This window comes from Sphingomonas sp., from assembly GCF_035490575.1.
In the GTDB taxonomy this organism is placed as follows: domain Bacteria; phylum Pseudomonadota; class Alphaproteobacteria; order Sphingomonadales; family Sphingomonadaceae; genus Sphingomonas.
On sequence record NZ_DATJLI010000051.1, the window covers coordinates 1 to 17,854 of the forward strand.

Sequence of the window (17,854 nt, forward strand, 5' to 3'; positions counted from 1 at the left end):
GTCCCAACGCCGCGCGTGCTCTCTGTGAGGAGAGACTGACATGACTTTTCCGACTGCCGCCGACGCCACCCTTGCGTCCGCGAAACCCGCCGACAAACCGGCACGCCCCCATTTTTCCAGCGGTCCCTGCGCCAAGCCACCGGGCTGGTCGCCCGACAGGCTCGACACCCGCGTCATGGGTCGCTCGCACCGCTCAAAGCTGGGCAAAACCCGCCTTCAGCACGCGATCGACCTGACGCGCGAGATTTTGCAGGTGCCCGACACGCACCGCATCGGCATCGTCCCCGCGTCGGACACCGGCGCCGTCGAAATGGCGATGTGGTCGATGCTGGGCGCGCGGCCGGTGTCGGTGCTGGCATGGGAAAGCTTTGGCGAAGGCTGGGTGACCGATGCCGTCAAGCAGCTCAAGATCGAACCCACCGTCATCAAGGCGCCCTATGGCGAACTGCCCGACCTGACCCAGGTTCGCGCCGATCATGACGTGGTGTTCACCTGGAACGGCACGACCAGCGGCGTGCGCGTGCCCAATGGCGACTGGATTTCGGACACGCGTGAAGGGCTGACCTTTGCCGACGCGACCTCGGCCGTGTTCGCGATGGACATGCCGTGGGACAAGCTCGATGTGACCACCTTCTCGTGGCAGAAGGTGATGGGCGGAGAGGGCGGCCACGGCGTGCTGATCCTCGGTCCCCGCGCCGTCGAGCGGCTGGAGAGCTATACGCCTGCATGGCCGCTGCCCAAGATCTTCCGCATGACCAAGGGCGGCAAGCTGGTCGAGGGTATCTTCAAGGGCGAGACGATCAACACGCCGTCGATGCTGGCGGTCGAGGATTATATCTTCGCGCTGGAATGGGCGCAGGGGATTGGCGGGCTGAACGCGTTGATCGGCCGGTCGACCGCCAATGCGACCGCGCTTGGCCGCATCGTCGACGAACGCGAGTGGCTGGGCCATCTCGCCTCCGATCCGGCGACCCGCTCGAACACCAGCGTCTGCCTGACGGTGCAGGGCGCGGACGAGGCGTTCATCAAGAAAATGGCCTCGCTGCTTGAGAGCGAGCATGCCGCCTATGACGTGGCCGGCTATCGCGATGCGCCGCCGGGGCTTCGCATCTGGTGCGGCGCGACCGTCGACACCGCCGATGTCGAGGCGCTCGGCCCCTGGCTCGACTGGGCATATGCCGCCGCCAAGGCGGGCTGACCCTACTCCATTTTCGTTTTCCCGCATCGTCACAACCGGCCGAGGCGCTGACGCCCGGCCCCGACGGTGAAGCACAAGGTTTCAAATCATGCCCAAGGTCCTGATTTCCGACAAGATGTCGCCCCTCGCCGCCCAGATCTTCCGCGAACGCGGGGTCGAGGTGGACGAAATCACCGGCAAGACGCCTGACGAGTTGAAGGCGATGATCGGCGAATATGACGGCCTCGCCATCCGCTCCTCGACCAAGGTCACGAAGGAGATTCTCGACGCCGCCACCAATTTGAAGGTCATCGGCCGCGCCGGCATCGGCGTCGACAATGTCGACATCCCCGCCGCCTCGGCCAAGGGTGTGGTGGTGATGAACACGCCCTTCGGCAATTCGATCACCACCGCCGAACACGCCATCGCGCTGATGTTCGCGCTGGCCCGCCAATTGCCCGAAGCCGATGCCAGCACACAGGCGGGCAAGTGGGAAAAGAACCGCTTCATGGGGGTCGAGCTGACCGGCAAGACGCTGGGTCTGATCGGCGCGGGCAATATCGGCTCGATCGTCGCCGACCGGGCGCTGGGCCTTCGCATGAAGGTCGTCGCCTATGACCCCTTCCTGTCGCCCGAACGCGCGGTCGAGATCGGCGTGGAAAAGGTCGAGCTGGACCAGCTGCTGGCACGCGCCGACTTCATCACGCTGCACACGCCGCTGACCGACCAGACGCGCAACATCCTGTCGGCGGAAAACCTGGCCAAAACCAAGAAGGGCGTCCGCATCATCAATTGCGCGCGCGGCGGGCTGGTCGATGAAGCCGCGCTCAAGCAACTGCTCGATACGGGCCATGTCGGCGGCGCAGCGCTCGACGTGTTCGTGACCGAACCGGCCAAGGAACATGCGCTGTTCGGCACGCCCAATTTCGTCGCCACGCCACATCTTGGCGCATCGACCAACGAGGCACAGGTGAACGTCGCGCTGCAGGTCGCCGAGCAGATGGCCGATTTCCTGGTATCGGGCGGCGTCACCAACGCGCTCAACATGCCCAGCCTGTCCGCGGAGGAAGCGCCGCGGCTCAAGCCCTATATGGCGCTGGCCGAAAAGCTGGGCGGCCTGGTCGGCCAGCTCAGCCACGACGCGATCCCGCGCGTGTCGGTCCATACCGAAGGGGCCGCGGCCGAGCTGAACCCCAAGCCGATCACTTCGGCGGTGCTGTCGGGCTTCCTGCGCGTCCATTCGGACACGGTGAACATGGTCAACGCCCCCTATCTCGCCAAGGAGCGCGGGATCGAGGTGCGCGAGGTGCGGACCGAGCGCGAGGGGGACTATCACACGCTGGTCCGCGTGTCGGTCAAGACCGATGCGGGTGAGCGTTCGGTCGCGGGCACGCTGTTCGGCAATCAGGCGCCGCGCCTGATCGAATTGTTCGGCATCAAGGTGGAGGCCGATCTGGCCGGCCACATGCTGTATGTCGTGAACGAGGATGCGCCCGGCTTCATCGGCCGCATCGGCACGACGCTGGGCGAAGCGGGCGTGAACATCGGCACCTTCCACCTTGGCCGCCGCGATGCGGGCGGGGAAGCGGTGCTGCTCCTGTCGGTCGACGAACCGGTTACAGCCGATCTGATCGCCCGTGTCCGTGCGCTGCCAGGCGTCAAGACGGTGATGGCGCTTCGCTTCTGATGCGGTTAGGAGGCCGGTCATGACCGGCCTCCTGCCCGAAGGTTTTCACGACCGCCTGCCCCCCTTTGCCGATGCCGCGACGCGGTTGGAACGCCGCGTGCTCGATGCCGCGTTCCGGCATGGCTATGAACAGGTCGACCCCCCGCTTGTCGAGTTCGAGGCCGCGCTGCAACGGCGGCTGAAGGCCGGGGGGGCACGCGATTCGGTGCGCTTTGTCGATCCGGTATCGCAATCGACGCTGGCGATCCGCCCCGATATCACCGCACAGATCGGCCGCATCGCCGCGACGCGCATGGCACATCACCCCCGTCCGGTGCGCCTGTCCTATGCCGGACCCGTCGTCCGGCTGCGCGCGTCGCAGCTTCGCCCCGAACGTGCCCAGCGCCAGATCGGCTGCGAACTGATCGGCCGCGACACCATCGCCGCCGCGCGCGAAGTCGTCACCGTCGCGGTCGAGGCGTTGCAGGCGGCTGGCATGACCGGCCTGTCGATCGACTTCACCCTGCCCGACCTGCTGGCCGAACTGGCGGGTGACATGCCCGCTGAACGGCTGACGGCGCTGCGCCAGTCGCTGGACGGCAAGGACGCGGCGGGCGTCGCCGCTGTCGATCCCGGCTTCCTGCCGCTGATCGAAGCCGCCGGTCCATTCGACGCCGCCCTCGCCCGGCTGCGGGACAGCGTGCATGGCGCGGTGCTCGCCACCCGCCTGGACGGGCTGGCCGAAATCGCCGCCGCCGTGCCCACCGGCGTTGCCATGACGCTCGATCCGACCGAGCGCCATGGGTTCGAATATCAAAGCTGGCTGGGCTTCTCGCTGTTCCAGGTCGGCGTGCCGGTCGAGGTGGGTCGCGGCGGCAGCTATGCCATCGTGCATGATGACGGGACCGAGGAACCGGCAGTCGGCTTTTCGCTGTTCGCCGACGCGCTGCTCGACGCCGGGGTCGGCCCTGTCGAGCGTCGTCGCCTTTTCGTGCCGGTCGATGCCGATCCCACCGCCGCCGCCGCGCTTCGGGCTGCGGGATGGGTGACCGTCGCCGCGCTGGACGAACAGGACAGCCCCGCCGCCCAGCTTTGCACCCATGTGCTGACCTCAGAAGGACCCGAACCGGCATGAGCCTTTCCGATCGTGGCTGGCGCACCGAACATGCGGGGCGCGCGTCCCTGATCGTCGATGCCGCCGATTATTACGTCCATGCCCGGCACGCGATGATGCAGGCGCGCGAACGCATCCTGCTGATCGGGTGGGATTTCGATACGCGCATCATCCTCGACCGTGGTTTCCCGCGCGACGGCGCGCCGACCGAGCTTGGCCCGTTCCTGACCTGGCTTGCCGATTCGCGGCCGGAGCTGTGCATCAACATCCTGACATGGGACGTAGCCGCGTTCAAACTGCTGGGGCGCGGCACCACCGCGATCCGGCTGCTACGCTGGATGGCGCGGCCCAACATCACCTTCCTGCCCGACAATGCCCATCCCTTTGCGGCCAGTCATCACCAGAAGATCGTGGTGATCGACGACAGCTTTGCCTTTTGCGGCGGCATCGACATGACGGCGTCGCGCTGGGACACGCGCGAGCATCTGGACGATGACGAGCGCCGCCGCCGCCCCTTCACGCGGCGGCGTTCGATGCCCTGGCACGATGCGTCGATGGCGGTCGACGGTGCGGCGGCAAAGGCGCTGGGCGACCTGGCACGGCTGCGATGGACGACGGCCGGTGGTGACGACCTGCCCGAACCGGCGCCCGGCAACGATGCGTGGCCCGACGGACTGGAGCCGCAATTCCGCGACATTGACGTGACGATCGCACGCACCCGCGGCGTGAACGGCGAGGTCGAGCAGATCCGCGAGATCGAGGCGATGTTCGTCGCGATGATCGCCGATGTCCGCCGCTTCGCCTATATCGAGACGCAGTATTTCGCGTCGCGCGTGATTGCCGAGGCGCTGTGCAAACGGCTGGACGAGGAAGACGGGCCGGAGTTCGTCATCGTCAATCCCAAGGTCGCCGATGGCTGGCTTGAGGAGGAAGTGATGGGCGCCGCGCGCGCCGAGCTGATCGACGCGCTGCGCCAGCACCCCAATCACCACCGCATCCGCATCTATACCCCCGTGACGCACCGCGGCACCGACATTTACGTCCATGCCAAGGTCATGATCGCCGACGACCGCGTGCTGCGCGTCGGTTCGGCGAACATGAACAATCGCTCCATGGGTCTCGACAGCGAGTGCGACCTGGTGATCGAGGCGGCCGACGACGCCATGCGCGCGACCATCGCGGGGCTGCGTGACGACCTGCTCGGCGAACATCTGGGCGTCGCGCCCGCGATTGTCGGCGAAACGCTGGCGACTTGCGGTTCGCTGATCGAAACGGTCGAGCGACTGCGCGGTTCGGGGCGCACGCTGATGCCGTTCAATCCGCCGGACAAGGGCGATTTCCAGCGCGACCTCGCCCGTTCGCAGGCGCTGGATCCCGAACATCCCGACGAGACGTTCGAACCGGCGGGGCGCGGCGGATTGGTCGGCGGTATCCGCCGCCGCGCCCGGCGGATGCGCGGGCGGGTCCGCCGTCGCCTGCACCGCGATTGACGCGGCGGCGGCGTGCCGTAAAGCCGCCGACATGCGCTTCTTCTCCGACAATGCCGCCCCCGCCTGTCCCGCCGTCATGGCCGCGCTGGCGAACGCCAATGTCCAGGACACCGCCTATGACGGCGATGCGTGGAGCGCGCGGCTGGACGGCGCCTTTTCCGACCTGTTCGGCACGCAGGTCGCCGTGCTGTGGGTGCCGACGGGCACGGCGGCCAATGCGCTGGCGCTCGCCGCATTATGCCCCCCGCACGGCGCGGTGCTGTGCCACAGCGAAGCCCATATCCAGGTCGATGAATGCGGCGCGCCCGAATTCTACACCCACGGTGCCAAGCTGCTGCTGATCGACGGTGAAGGCGCCAAGCTGACGCCCGGCGCGATCGAGGAAGCCGCCGCCGCCATCCGCGACGACGTGCATCAGGTGCAACCCCACGCCATCAGCATCACCAACGCGACCGAGGCGGGCCGCGTCTACTCCCCCGACGAAGTGGCGGCGATCGGCGCTGTAGCGCGCCGTCGCAATCTGGCGCTGCATATGGACGGCGCGCGTTTCGCCAATGCGGTCGCGCATCTGGGCTGCGCCCCCGCCGACGTGACGTGGCGCGCGGGCGTCGATGCGCTCAGCTTCGGCTTCGTCAAGAATGGCGGCATGTCGGCGGAGGCCTTGGTGTTTTTCCGCCCCGATCTGGCCGCGGCGACCCGTTATCGCCGCAAACGCGCGGGGCATCTGCAATCCAAGGGCCGCTATCTGGCCGCGCAGTTGCTGGCGATGCTCGACCGCGATGTGTGGCTGGGAAATGCCCGCGCCGCCAATGCCGGGGCCGCACTGATCGCGGCAGCGGCGGGCGCGCGGCTGACCGGCCGGGTCGAAGCGAACGAGGTATTCGTGTCGCTGACCGCCGAAGAAGCCGCCCGGCTGCGCGCGGCGGGCTTCGACTTTTACGACTGGGGACCGGGACAGGCGCGGTTCGTGACCGCATGGGATCAGGGGGCCGATGTCGTGCGCCCGCTGGCCGACGCGATCGCCGCGCTGTGAGCGACAGCACCGCGCCGCCGCCGCAATCCACCCGGCTGGCGGTGCTGATTCCGTTCGGCATTGTCACGCTGATCTGGGGTTCGACCTGGATCGTCATCACCGGCCAGCTGGGACAGGTGCCGCCAAGCTGGTCGGTCGCCTATCGCTTTGCCATTGGCGGGGCGGCGATGCTGGGCTGGGCGCTGTTCCGGCGCGTGCCGCTCGCGCTCGATGCGCGTGGGCTGGGCTTTGCCGCCGCGCTGGGGCTGATGCAGTTCGTCCTGAACTTCAATTTCGTCTACCGCGCTGAAATCTATGTCACGTCGGGGCTGGTGGCGGTGGTGTTCGCGCTGCTGCTGGTGCCCAATGCGCTGCTGGGGCGCATCTTTCTGGGGCAAAGGCTGGGGCGGCAATTGCTGGTCGGCTCCGCCACCGCGATGGCGGGCATCGCCATGCTGTTCATCCATGAAGCGCGCGTTGATCCGGGCAGCACCACGCGCGTGCTGACGGGCATCGCCATCACGCTGATGGGCGTCTGTTCGGCATCCGTCGCCAATGTCATGCAGGGGACACAGACCGCGCGCGCTTACCCCATGGCGTCGATGCTCGGCTGGGCGATGCTGTTCGGGGCAACCATCGATGCGCTGTTCGCCTGGGTGACGACCGGCCCGCCGCGTTTCGACTGGAGCCTCAGTTATGTGGCGGGGCTGCTCTATCTGGGGCTGGCCGCATCGGCACTGGCCTTCACGCTGTATTTCGGCGTGATCCGCGTGATCGGCCCGGCCAAGGCGGCCTATTCGGGCGTGCTGGTGCCGGTGATCGCAATGGCGCTGTCGACGGTGTTCGAGGGTTATCGCTGGTCCGCGCTGGCCGCGATCGGCGCGCTGCTGGCGATGGCAGGCCTCGTAATCGCCTTGAGGGCGCGCAGACCCAACCGGTAATCGGCGAATACCGGGCGCCAGTTCAGCGCGCGGCGCGCCTTGCCGTTCGCCACCCGGCGATTTTCGGCATGAAACGCCCGCGCCGCCGGGCTGAGCGCCTCCAGCGGCACGATGGGCGGGGGCGGCAGGTTCATCAGGCGCGCGGCGAACGTCATCACATCGTCCTGCGCGCACGGAAAATCATCGGACAGGTTATAGGCACCCGCCGGCGCATCCAGCCCCGCGATCACGCCCGCGGCTAGGTCCTCGACATGGATGCGACTGAACACCTGTCCGGCGATGCCGGTGCGATGCGCCTCGCCCGCCATCACGCGCTCGATCGGGGAACGGCCGGGACCATAGATGCCGGGCAGGCGAAACACGCGCGCGCCCCGCGCCAGCCACGCCGCGTCCGCCGCATTGCGCCCCGCGCGCCGTCCCCGGATGGGCGCGCTTTCGTCCACCCATCCGCCGCCCGCATCGCCGTAAACGCCGGTGGACGACAGATAGGACAGGCGCGCCCCGCCCAGCACATCGCCATATGCGTTCAGCACCGCGTCGCCATCCGGCCCCGGCGGGACGCTGGACAGGATGTGCGTCGCCTCCTTTGCCTCGAACGCCACGCGATCGGCATCGTCGAAGCCGATCGTGTCGCCCCGCCCGTCGCGCGTCGTCGCGGCGATCCGCCAGCCATGCGGGGCCAGCCGCGCGGCGATCACCCCTGCGCTGTAGCCAAGGCCGAAGATCAGCAGCCGCACGTTACTGGGCGCTCGGCTGCGCGTAGAGCGTCCCGAAAAAGTCGCCCTTGTTCCACACCGGGCGCGGCCCGTCGGCCAGCGCGCGGGTCAGCGAATAGTTCAGCGCCACGAACCGCCGCGCCGATGCCCAGTCGAACGGCAGCTTCATATCGTCGGACGGTTGGTGGTAATGCTTCTCCAGAAACTCGGCAGTGGCCATTTTGCCCGGCCCGGCCGGTCCCGCGTCGATCGACACCGACGGCACACCCTGTTTGACGAAGCTGTAATGGTCGGTCCGCACGAAGTTCGATTCCTCCGGCGCGGGATCGGGGCTGAGCCGCAACCCTTGTGCCGTCGCGACCGCCGCCAGCGCCGGGCCGATGCTCGACCGGTCGGCGCCATAAGCGACGATGTCCTCGAACTTATAGGTCATGATCGGCATGTCGAGATTGACGTTGGCGACGATCGCCCCCCTGGGCACGGTCGGATGGCGCGCGAAATAGTCGGAGCCGATCAACCCTTCCTCCTCCGCCGTCAGCGCGACGAACAACAGGCTGCGCTTGGGCGGCGTGTCTGCGTCGCGGAACGTCCTGGCGACCTCCAGCATCGCGGCGATACCCATCGCATTGTCCATCGCACCATTGTTGATCGCGTCGCCATTCACCGGCTCGCCCACGCCGATATGGTCGAGATGCGCGGTCAGGACGACATGCTCGCTCCCCAGCGCGGGGTCGCTGCCCGCCAGCCGTCCGACGATATTGGCACTGGTCAGCCTGACGATCTCGCTCTTCTGCGAAAACGCCGCCGTCACCGCCAGCGGGCCTGTCGGAACCGGGCGCTTCGCCGCATCGGCGGCGCGCACGCGCGACCAGTTGAGCTTCGATCCGGCGAACAGCTTTTCCGCGCCCGCCTGGCTGATCGCCGCCAGTTGCGGCGCGGCAACGGCGCGCGCATCGTCGCTGCGCGCCCAGTTCATGCTCGGCCCCGACCAGGATTCGACGATCGCCTGGAAATCATAGCTTGCACGGGTCGAAGCCGATTCGATGAAGACGATGCCCCGCGCCCCGCGCCGCGCGGCCAGATCGGCCTTGACCGCGCGGTCGCCATAATGCGCCGCGACTTCGCTGTTCAGGCCCGGCTGCGTGCCATACAGCACCGCGACGATGCGGTCGCGCACGTCCAGTCCGCGATAATCGTCGATCCCGCGCGTCGGGTCGACCACGCCGTAACCGGCGAACACCACTTCGCCCGCGACCTCGCGCTCGGCATGGGTCAGGCTGGCGCGGCCGATGAAATCGCTGCCCAGTTCCAGCGCCACCGGTTTGCCGCCGCGCGTCAGCGTCGCGGTGGCGCCGAGCGGCCGGGCGGCGACCAGCGGCACGGTTTGCCGCCAGGTGCCGTTCTCCCCTGCCGGCGCCAGCCCCGCCGCCTGCATCTGCGCCGCGACATAGGCGGCGGCAACGTCGAACTCGGGACTGCCGGTCTGGCGTCCCTTCAGCGCGTCATCGGCCAGGAACGCGACATGGGCGCGCATCGCCGCCTGATCTTCGGGCAGCGGCGCGTCATTCGCCGCGACCAGCAGCAGCGCGGCTGCGCCCAGCAGCGCCTGTCTCACTTGGCGCCGACCCCGTCATACAGCGTGCCGAAGAAATCGCCCTTGTTCCAGCGCGGGCGCTCGGCCGCGTCGGCAATCTCGCGCGCGATCATGTAATTCGCCTCGATGAAGCGCACGCCCGACGCCCAGTCGATCGGCGGCGTCTGGCCCACTTCGTCCGACGGCTGGTGATAATGCGTCGACAGAAATGCCTCGAACGCTGCCTGTCCCGGTCCCTTGGCGCCCGGCCATACGAACACCGACGGGATGCCCTGCTGCACGAAGCGATAATGGTCCGACCGCACGAAAAATCCCTGGTCAGGCATCGGGTCGGCGGAAACGGCGACGCCCAGCCTGGTCGCGGCGTTCTTCACATATTGGCCCAGCGTCGACCGATCGGCGCCAAACGCCACGATATCCTCGAACTTGTAGGTCAGGATCGGCATGTCCAGATTGACGTCGGCGACCAGGTTTTCCTTGGGCACGGTCGGGTGGCGCGCGAAATAATCGGCGCCGACCAGCCCCTTTTCCTCCGCCGTCACGGCAAGGAACAGGACCGAGCGCTTGGGCGCCTGTCCCGACGCCTTGAACCGCTTCGCCTCCTCGATCAGCGCGGCGATGCCGACGGCATTGTCCATCGCGCCGTTATAGATCGCATCGCCGTTCTTGGGCGTGCCGACGCCGACATGATCCAGATGCGCGGTCAGCACGACCACTTCGTCGCGCAGCGCCGGGTCGCTGCCCGGCAGCATTCCGGCGACATTGTAACTGGTGACGGGCTTGGTTTCGGTCGACAATTTGACCGACAGACGACCCGGAAGTTCGACCGCGCGGAACTTCGCCGCCTTGCTCTCGGCCGTCGCCACCACCTTTGCCCAGGGGGTGCGCGCGCCCGCGAACAGCTTTTCGGCGCCCTTCATGCTCAGCGTGCCCAGGCTGGGCGCGTCGGGCGCCGCGAAAAAGCCGGTGCCGTCGGCATTGGCCCAGGTCATGCGGGCATGATCCCAGCCCTCGACCAGCCGTGAAAAGGGGCGAACCTTGGCGCTGGTCGGCGATTCGAGCAGGATGACGCCGACCGCGCCCTTTTCCTGCGCCGTCACCGCCTTGTTCGCGGCATTGCCGAAATGCGCGCGCTCTTCGCCCGGCATCCCCGCTGGTGCGCCGGAGAAGAACGCCACCACCTTGCCGCGCACGTCGACGCCGGCATAATCGTCACGGTCGAACGCGGGGGCGTCGATGCCATAGCCGACGAACACCACCGGCGCGTCGATCGCCGTCGTCGCGCGTGACGGGTCGGCACCGGGGATGTAATCCTCCCCGAACACCAGCGCCTGCGCCGAGCCGCCAGTGCGCGTCCAGCCGAAGCTGCCCTTGTCTGCCGCCTTGTAACTGACCAGCGGCACCGTTTGCAGGTAACTGCCCGCATCGCCCGCCGGGCGCAGGCCCTGGGCGTAGAATTGCGCTGCGACATATTGCGCCGCCACGTCATAGGTGGCGCTGCCCGCCTCGCGCCCCTGCATCGCATCGCTCGCCAGGAACATGACATGCGCCTTCATCGCCGCTTCGGCTTCGGGCAGGGCGGCGTTGACGCGGGTGTTGACCGCCGCCGCATCGGGCGCGGCGGCAGGTGCCGGGACATCCTGCGCGATGGCGACCGTGGAAGTGGACAGGGCGAGCAGGAACGCAAAACGACGGAACATCGGATCTCCGTTGGGTAAAACCGGCACGACAGCGCCTTTCGCCCTTGTTGCACCCGGTCCACGCCCCAAGTAAAGCGCCCCGTCCCATGAACGCTCTACCCGAAACCCGCCCGATCGTGATTGCCGTGCCAAAGGGCCGCATCCTGTCCGAAGCATTGCCGCTTCTGGCGGCGGCGGGAATCGTGCCCGAAGCAGCCTTTTCCGATCCCGACAGCCGGGCGCTGCGCTTTTCCACCAACCGCGCCGACATCGATTTGATCCGCGTGCGCGCGTTCGACGTGGCCACCTTCGTCGCGCACGGCGCGGCACAACTGGGCATTGTCGGGTCCGACGTGCTGATGGAATTCGCCTATTCGGAGCTTTATGCGCCCGTCGACCTTGGCATCGGCCATTGCCGCATCTCGGTCGCCGAACCCGCCGACATGGCGAACGGTGACGATCCGCGCGGGTGGAGCCACGTCCGTATCGCCACCAAATATCCCGGCATCACCCGCCGCCATTTCGAGGCGCGCGGCGTGCAGGCCGAATGCGTCAAGCTGAATGGCGCGATGGAGCTGGCGCCGATCCTGGGCCTCGCGCCGCGCATAGTCGATCTGGTGTCATCGGGCCGCACGCTCAGGGAAAACGGGCTGGTCGAGGTCGAGGTGATCGCCGAGGTTTCTTCCCGCCTGATCGTCAACCGCGCTGCGTTCAAGACCCGCGCAGAGGTCGTGCCGCTGGTCGATGCGTTCCGCCGCGCGGTTGCGGGAACACGGGCGGCATGATCCGGCTCGACACCGCCGCCCCCGGCTTTGCCGCCGCGTTCGACGCGCTGGTCGATGCAAGGCGCGAGGCCGATGCCGATGTCTCGCGCGACGTCGCCGCCATCATCGGCAGCGTCCGGCGCGAAGGGGATGCCGCGCTCCATGCCTTTACCAGCAAGTTCGACGCGCATGATCTGAACGACAGCGGCTGGCGGATCGAACGATCCGATTGCGAAGCCGCGCTGGCCGGGCTGGATCCCGATCTGCGCGCCGCGCTGGCGCTCGCGCGCGACCGCATCACCGCCTATCACGAACGCCAGCGGCCCGTGGACGGCGAATATCGGGAAGACAACGGCATCGTCACCGGCGCGCGCTGGCGCGGGGTGGATGCTGCCGGCCTGTATGTGCCGGGCGGTCGCGCGGCCTATCCCAGTTCGGTCTTGATGAACGCCATCCCCGCGCGCGTCGCGGGGGTCGAGCGGCTGGTGATCGTCACGCCCACACCAAATGGGGAAGCCAATCCGCTGGTCCTCGCCGCCGCCGCGCTGGTCGGCGCGGACGAGGTGTGGCGCGTGGGCGGCGCGCAGGCGATCGCCGCGCTAGCCTACGGCACCGACCGCATCCGCCCGGTCGATGTCATCTGCGGCCCCGGCAATGCCTGGGTGGCCGAGGCGAAGCGCCAGCTTTACGGCGTCGTCGGCATCGACATGGTGGCGGGGCCGAGCGAGATCGTCGTCGTTGCCGACGGCGCGAACGACCCCGAATGGATCGCCGCCGACCTGCTCAGCCAGTCCGAGCACGATCCCACCAGCCAGTCGATCCTGTTCACCGACGATGCCGGTTTCGCCGACCGCGTGGCCGACGCCGTCGACCGTCAGATCGGCACGCTGTCGACGGCGCAGGTCGCGCGCGCCGCATGGGATGCGAACGGCGCGATCATCCTGGTGCCCTCGCTCGAAGAAGCAATGCTGCTGGTCAACCGGCTGGCGCCCGAGCATCTGGAACTGGCGGTGGCCGATCCCGCCCTGCTGTTCGACCGGGTGCGCCATGCCGGTTCGGTGTTCCTGGGCCGCCATACCCCCGAAGCGGTGGGCGATTATGTCGCCGGTCCCAATCACGTCCTCCCCACCGGCCGCCGCGCGCGTTTCGCCAGCGGCCTGTCGGTGCTCGACTTCATGAAGCGCACCAGTTTCCTGTCGCTGACCGAAACCGGTCTTGCCGCGATCGGTCCCGCGGCGGTGCGGCTGGCCGATGCGGAAGGGCTGCCCGCCCATGCCCGTTCGGTCGCGCTTCGCCTGAATCCCTGAAATCCACCACCGCCGCCCGGTCGCAGCGAGACGCTTCGACAAATCGGTCGCGTCCGGTGTAATCGAGAAAAGATCATGCCCAGCTCCCAGTCCCGCACCCGCACGCAAGCCCGCGCCGCCGCCCGCCTCGCCGCCGTTCAAGCGCTGTATCAGCGCGAGATGGAGGGGACCGCCATCCCAGCGCTGCTGCACGAGTTTCACCAGCACCGGCTGGGCGCGACGGTCGAGGACGCCCAATATCACGATGCCGACGTGATGTTCTTCGACGATCTGGTGAACGGCACGACCACGCGGCTGAACGAGATCGACGCGCTGATCGCCGGACGGCTGGCCAGCGGCTGGTCGCTGGACCGGCTGGACAAGCCGATGCGCCAGATCCTGCGTTGCGGCACCTATGAGTTGATCGCACGCGCGGACGTGCCCGTCGGCGCGGTCATCAGCGAGTATCTGGATGTGACCGACGCCTTTTACGACCGCCGCGAAAAGGGCTTCGTCAACGGCCTGCTCGACGCCGTAGCCAAGGATGTCCGCGGCGGCAACGCCAGCGGCGGGTGAACCGATCGGGGTGTCAGGGGTTGGTGCGGCATCTTTTAGAGGAGCCTAACCCATGAAGCCCATCCTTGCTCTGACGCTCGCCGCGCTGGCGATGCCCCTCGCCACCGTTCCCGCCACCGCGCAGGACTGGCGCGAGGATCGCCGCGAAGACCGCGAGGAACGGCGTGAGGATCGCCGCGACTGGCGCGAGGATCGCCGTGAAGCGCGTCAGGATCGACGCGAGGACCGCCGCGATTATCGCTGGCGCGGCAACGATCGCAACTGGAACCCCGGCGACAGCTATCGCGAAGGCAATTATCGCGAGCGTCGGCTGGGCCGCAATGACCGCATCTACAAGGGCCGTGATGGCCGCGCCTATTGCCAGCGCAACGACGGGACCACGGGCCTGGTCATCGGCGGTGTCGGTGGTGGCGTGCTGGGCAACCTGATCGGCGGCGGCACGCTGGGCACGCTGCTGGGTGCGGGCGGCGGCGCGCTGCTGGGCCGTGAGGTTGATCGCGGCAATGTGAAATGCCGCTGATGTTTTGACGAAGAGGGGCCGCCATTCGACCGGCGGCCCCGTTTTCGCTTCGGTCGAAACAATGCGCGCGATTAATGTGATCGCGTCCGAATGCCGGTTCGTGAGGGCCAATAAGGCTTTGGTCGAGCAAATCCGTTTGGCGAGACACGGCCCGGCAAAGTGCCTAGTCTCAGTCTCGTGAACGAAGCTGACTTTATCGCCGCGCTACGCGGCCTGCCCTTGCACGCAGGCGCCGGGGACCTGACCGACGATACCGCGCGGCTGGGCGACCTGATCCTGACCAAGGATCTGATTGCCGAGGGGGTGCATTACCTGCCCATCGATCCGCCCGGCGATGTCGCGTGGAAATTGATGGCGGTGAACCTGTCCGACCTGGCCGCCAAGGGCGCGGCCCCCGTCGGCGCATTGCTGGGCTATCCGCTGGGCGACGATGAGTGGGATCACGCGTTCCTGACCGGGCTGGGTGACGCGGCAATGGCCCTTGGCTGCCCGCTGCTGGGCGGCGACACGATCCGAGTCGACGGGCCGCGCACGCTGTCGCTGACCGCGATCGGACGGGCGGGACCGCATGTTCCGCTGCGGCGCGGCGCACGACCCCGCGATCGGCTGTGGGTCGCGGGGATCGTCGGCGACGCCGCGCTCGGCCTGTCGATCGCGCGCGGACAGGCCGGACCCGACGCGCTGCTCAATGCCTATCGCCGTCCGATACCGTTGCTGGGCGAAGGGCGCGTGCTCGCATCCGTCGCGACGGCGATGATGGACGTGTCCGACGGCCTGCTGATCGACGCCGACAGGATGGCGACGGCCAGCGGCTGCGGCGTGACGATCGACCTTTCGGCCCTGCCACGATCCCCGGCGGCCATCGCGCATGACGGCGATAGTCGCGCGGCGCGACTTCGCGCGGCGACCGGCGGCGACGATTATGCGCTGCTGTTCGCGCTGCCGGATGGCGTCGCACCGCCCGTGGACGCCCGCTGCATCGGCGCATTCGGGCACGCGCCCGGCCTGCACGTCACCGATTCGGGAACGCCGGTCGGATTGCCCGAAAATCTCGGCTGGGTTCACGCGTCACGCTGAACTTGCGGGGTTGCGGCGGGGTCTATACGCTTCGCTGCACGGTGATCCGCGGTGGCATCGTATCGGCGCGGGCGCCCCACAGGAGGGAACCCAGCGACATGGATATCGTGCTGATCGCGATCGGATGTGGCGTCATCGCCGTCATCTACGGACTCGTCACCGCTACTCAGGTTTTGCGCGCGCCGCCCGGCGATGCGCGGATGCAGGACATCGCCGCGGCGATTCAGGAAGGGGCCAAGGCGTATCTGGGCCGCCAATATCGCACCATCGCCATTGTCGGCGTCGTCGTCGCGGTCATCCTGACGCCGACGCTGGGCTGGCTGTCCACCACCGGGTTCCTGATCGGGGCGATCCTGTCGGGGCTGGCCGGTTATGTGGGGATGCTGATTTCGGTGCGCGCCAATGTCCGCACGGCAGAGGCGGCACGCGGGTCGCTGCAGGGCGGATTGACCCTGGCGTTCCGGTCGGGCGCGGTGACGGGGATGCTGGTCGCCGGTCTGGGCCTGTTGTCGATTGCGGGCATCTTTGCCTGGCTGATCGGCCCCGGCGGCATGGACCTGGCCGTCGAGGCCGACCGTCGCCACATTGTCGAGGCGCTGACCGCGCTGGCGTTCGGCGCGTCGCTGATCTCGATCTTCGCGCGGCTGGGCGGCGGCATCTTTACCAAGGCTGCCGATGTCGGCGCCGATCTGGTGGGCAAGGTGGAGGCGGGCATCCCGGAGGACGATCCCCGCAACCCCGCCGTCATCGCCGACAATGTGGGCGACAATGTCGGCGATTGCGCGGGCATGGCCGCCGACCTGTTCGAAACCTATGTCGTCACGCTCGGCCTGACCATGGTGTCGATCGCGCTGCTGCTGCCGGCGGCGGGCAACCTTCTGCAATTGATGGCGTTGCCTTTGATCGTGGGCGGCGTGTGCATCATCACCTCGATCATCGGCACTTATATGGTCCGGCTCGGCAAGGGCGGATCGATCATGGGCGCGCTGTACAAGGGGTTCTGGACGACCGCGATCCTGGCCGTGCCCGCGATCTTCATCGCGATGCAGGTGACGCTCGGCGACCTGTCGGCCCCGATCGGCGGCGCGGGCTTTCTGGAAGCCACGACCGACGCCCTGACGACCGAGGGCGGGCCGACGCCCGATGCCGCCGGCGGCTTCACGGGCTGGAGCCTGTTCTGGTGCATGATGATCGGGCTGGCCGTCACCGGGCTGCTGGTGTGGATCACCGAATATTATACCGGCACCGATTACCGCCCCGTCCGCTCGATCGCGAAAGCCAGCGAGACGGGGCACGGCACCAATGTCATTCAGGGGCTGGCGATCAGCCTTGAATCGACCGCGCTGCCCACCCTGGTCATCGTCGTGGCGGTCGTCGCATCCTATCAGCTGGCGGGCATCATCGGCGTCGCCTTTGCCGCTACGGCGCTGCTGGCGCTGGCGGGGATGGTGGTGGCGCTCGATGCCTATGGTCCCGTCACCGACAATGCGGGCGGCATTGCCGAAATGGCGGGCCTGCCCGACGATGTGCGCGCCCGCACCGATGCGCTGGACGCGGTGGGCAACACGACCAAGGCCGTGACCAAGGGCTATGCCATCGGCTCCGCCGCGCTGGCCGCGCTGGTGCTGTTCGGCGCCTATACCACTGATCTCAAGGCATTCTTTCCCGAACTGACCGTCGATTTCAGTTTGTCCAACCCCTATGTCATCGTCGGGCTGCTGCTCGGCGCGCTGCTCCCCTATCTGTTCGGCGCGTTCGGCATGACCGCCGTCGGCCGCGCGGCGGGGCATGTGGTGGAGGATGTGCGCGCGCAATTCGCCGCCGACCCCGGCATCATGGCCGGGACCAGCCGCCCCAACTACGCCCGCACCGTCGACATCGTGACCCGCGCCGCGATCCGCGAGATGATCGTGCCCTCTCTGCTCCCCGTCCTCGCGCCCATCGCCATCTACTTCATCGTGACGCTGGTGGCGGGTCAGGCACAGGGGTTCGCGGCGCTGGGCGCGATGCTGCTGGGCGTCATCGTCTCCGGGCTGTTCGTCGCCATTTCGATGACATCGGGCGGCGGCGCGTGGGACAATGCCAAGAAATATATCGAGGACGGCCATCATGGCGGCAAGGGATCGGAAGCGCACAAGGCCGCGATCACCGGCGACACCGTGGGCGATCCCTATAAGGACACCGCCGGTCCCGCGGTCAATCCGATGATCAAGATCACCAACATCGTCGCGTTGCTGCTGCT

15 protein-coding genes are annotated in these 17,854 nt (G+C 67.8%); 12 read left to right on the top strand and 3 right to left on the bottom strand.

Features of this window, described 5'->3' with window-relative positions:
• Positions 1-40 precede the first annotated feature (40 nt).
• From VL973_RS03570 to VL973_RS03595, 6 genes are all read left to right on the top strand, one after another.
• Positions 41-1,198, top strand: coding sequence for a phosphoserine transaminase (locus VL973_RS03570; RefSeq protein ID WP_325282655.1), 1,158 nt, complete (start codon positions 41-43; stop codon positions 1,196-1,198).
• Positions 1,199-1,286: 88 nt separating this feature from the next.
• Complete coding sequence (gene serA, locus VL973_RS03575) at positions 1,287-2,864, top strand: phosphoglycerate dehydrogenase (RefSeq protein ID WP_325282656.1); 1,578 nt, start codon at positions 1,287-1,289, stop codon at positions 2,862-2,864.
• 19 nt (positions 2,865-2,883) lie between these two features.
• Entirely contained in the window at positions 2,884-3,978 is a 1,095-nt protein-coding gene (locus tag VL973_RS03580; protein ID WP_325282657.1) for an ATP phosphoribosyltransferase regulatory subunit, read from the top strand.
• Complete coding sequence (locus VL973_RS03585; RefSeq protein WP_325282658.1) at positions 3,975-5,447, top strand: phospholipase D-like domain-containing protein; 1,473 nt, start codon at positions 3,975-3,977, stop codon at positions 5,445-5,447. The genes VL973_RS03580 and VL973_RS03585 overlap by 4 nt, the downstream gene beginning before the upstream one ends.
• Before the next feature lie 31 nt (positions 5,448-5,478).
• Positions 5,479-6,480: a threonine aldolase family protein gene (locus tag VL973_RS03590; RefSeq protein ID WP_325282659.1), complete on the top strand. Its 1,002-nt coding sequence runs from the start codon at positions 5,479-5,481 to the stop codon at positions 6,478-6,480.
• Positions 6,477-7,400, top strand: a complete 924-nt coding sequence (locus VL973_RS03595) for a DMT family transporter (protein WP_325282660.1) — start codon at positions 6,477-6,479, stop codon at positions 7,398-7,400. Before VL973_RS03590 ends, VL973_RS03595 begins: the two co-directional genes overlap by 4 nt.
• On the opposite strand, the gene VL973_RS03600 is transcribed toward VL973_RS03595, so the two are convergent.
• The 3 genes from VL973_RS03600 to VL973_RS03610 are packed head-to-tail and all read right to left on the bottom strand — an operon-like array spanning position 7,310 to position 11,410.
• Positions 7,310-8,137, bottom strand: a complete 828-nt coding sequence (locus VL973_RS03600; protein ID WP_325282661.1) for a Rossmann-fold NAD(P)-binding domain-containing protein — start codon at positions 8,135-8,137, stop codon at positions 7,310-7,312. The genes VL973_RS03595 and VL973_RS03600 overlap by 91 nt on opposite strands.
• A 1-nt stretch (position 8,138) precedes the next feature.
• A complete protein-coding gene (locus VL973_RS03605; RefSeq protein ID WP_325282662.1) occupies positions 8,139-9,731 on the bottom strand; it encodes a M20/M25/M40 family metallo-hydrolase in 1,593 nt (530 codons plus the stop codon).
• Positions 9,728-11,410: a M28 family metallopeptidase gene (locus VL973_RS03610; protein ID WP_325282663.1), complete on the bottom strand. Its 1,683-nt coding sequence runs from the start codon at positions 11,408-11,410 to the stop codon at positions 9,728-9,730. The genes VL973_RS03605 and VL973_RS03610 overlap by 4 nt, the downstream gene beginning before the upstream one ends.
• 86 nt (positions 11,411-11,496) lie before the next feature.
• Here VL973_RS03610 and hisG point away from each other — a divergent pair, with 86 nt between their 5' ends.
• The 6 genes from hisG to VL973_RS03640 all read left to right on the top strand — a co-directional run.
• Positions 11,497-12,174, top strand: coding sequence for an ATP phosphoribosyltransferase (gene hisG, locus VL973_RS03615; RefSeq protein ID WP_325282664.1), 678 nt, complete (start codon positions 11,497-11,499; stop codon positions 12,172-12,174).
• Positions 12,171-13,460, top strand: coding sequence for a histidinol dehydrogenase (gene hisD, locus VL973_RS03620; protein WP_325282665.1), 1,290 nt, complete (start codon positions 12,171-12,173; stop codon positions 13,458-13,460). The genes hisG and hisD overlap by 4 nt, the downstream gene beginning before the upstream one ends.
• A 75-nt stretch (positions 13,461-13,535) precedes the next feature.
• Positions 13,536-14,015 carry a transcription antitermination factor NusB gene (gene nusB / locus VL973_RS03625; RefSeq protein ID WP_325282666.1) on the top strand — a complete coding sequence of 160 codons (480 nt, stop codon included), beginning with the start codon at positions 13,536-13,538 and terminating at the stop codon, positions 14,013-14,015.
• A gap of 52 nt (positions 14,016-14,067) precedes the next feature.
• Positions 14,068-14,535, top strand: coding sequence for a glycine zipper 2TM domain-containing protein (locus tag VL973_RS03630; RefSeq protein WP_325282667.1), 468 nt, complete (start codon positions 14,068-14,070; stop codon positions 14,533-14,535).
• 177 nt (positions 14,536-14,712) lie between these two features.
• Positions 14,713-15,612, top strand: coding sequence for a thiamine-phosphate kinase (thiL, locus tag VL973_RS03635; RefSeq protein ID WP_325282668.1), 900 nt, complete (start codon positions 14,713-14,715; stop codon positions 15,610-15,612).
• Between the two features lie 98 nt (positions 15,613-15,710).
• The coding region (locus VL973_RS03640) for a sodium-translocating pyrophosphatase (protein ID WP_325282669.1) at positions 15,711-17,854 on the top strand (2,144 nt) is incomplete at its 3' end.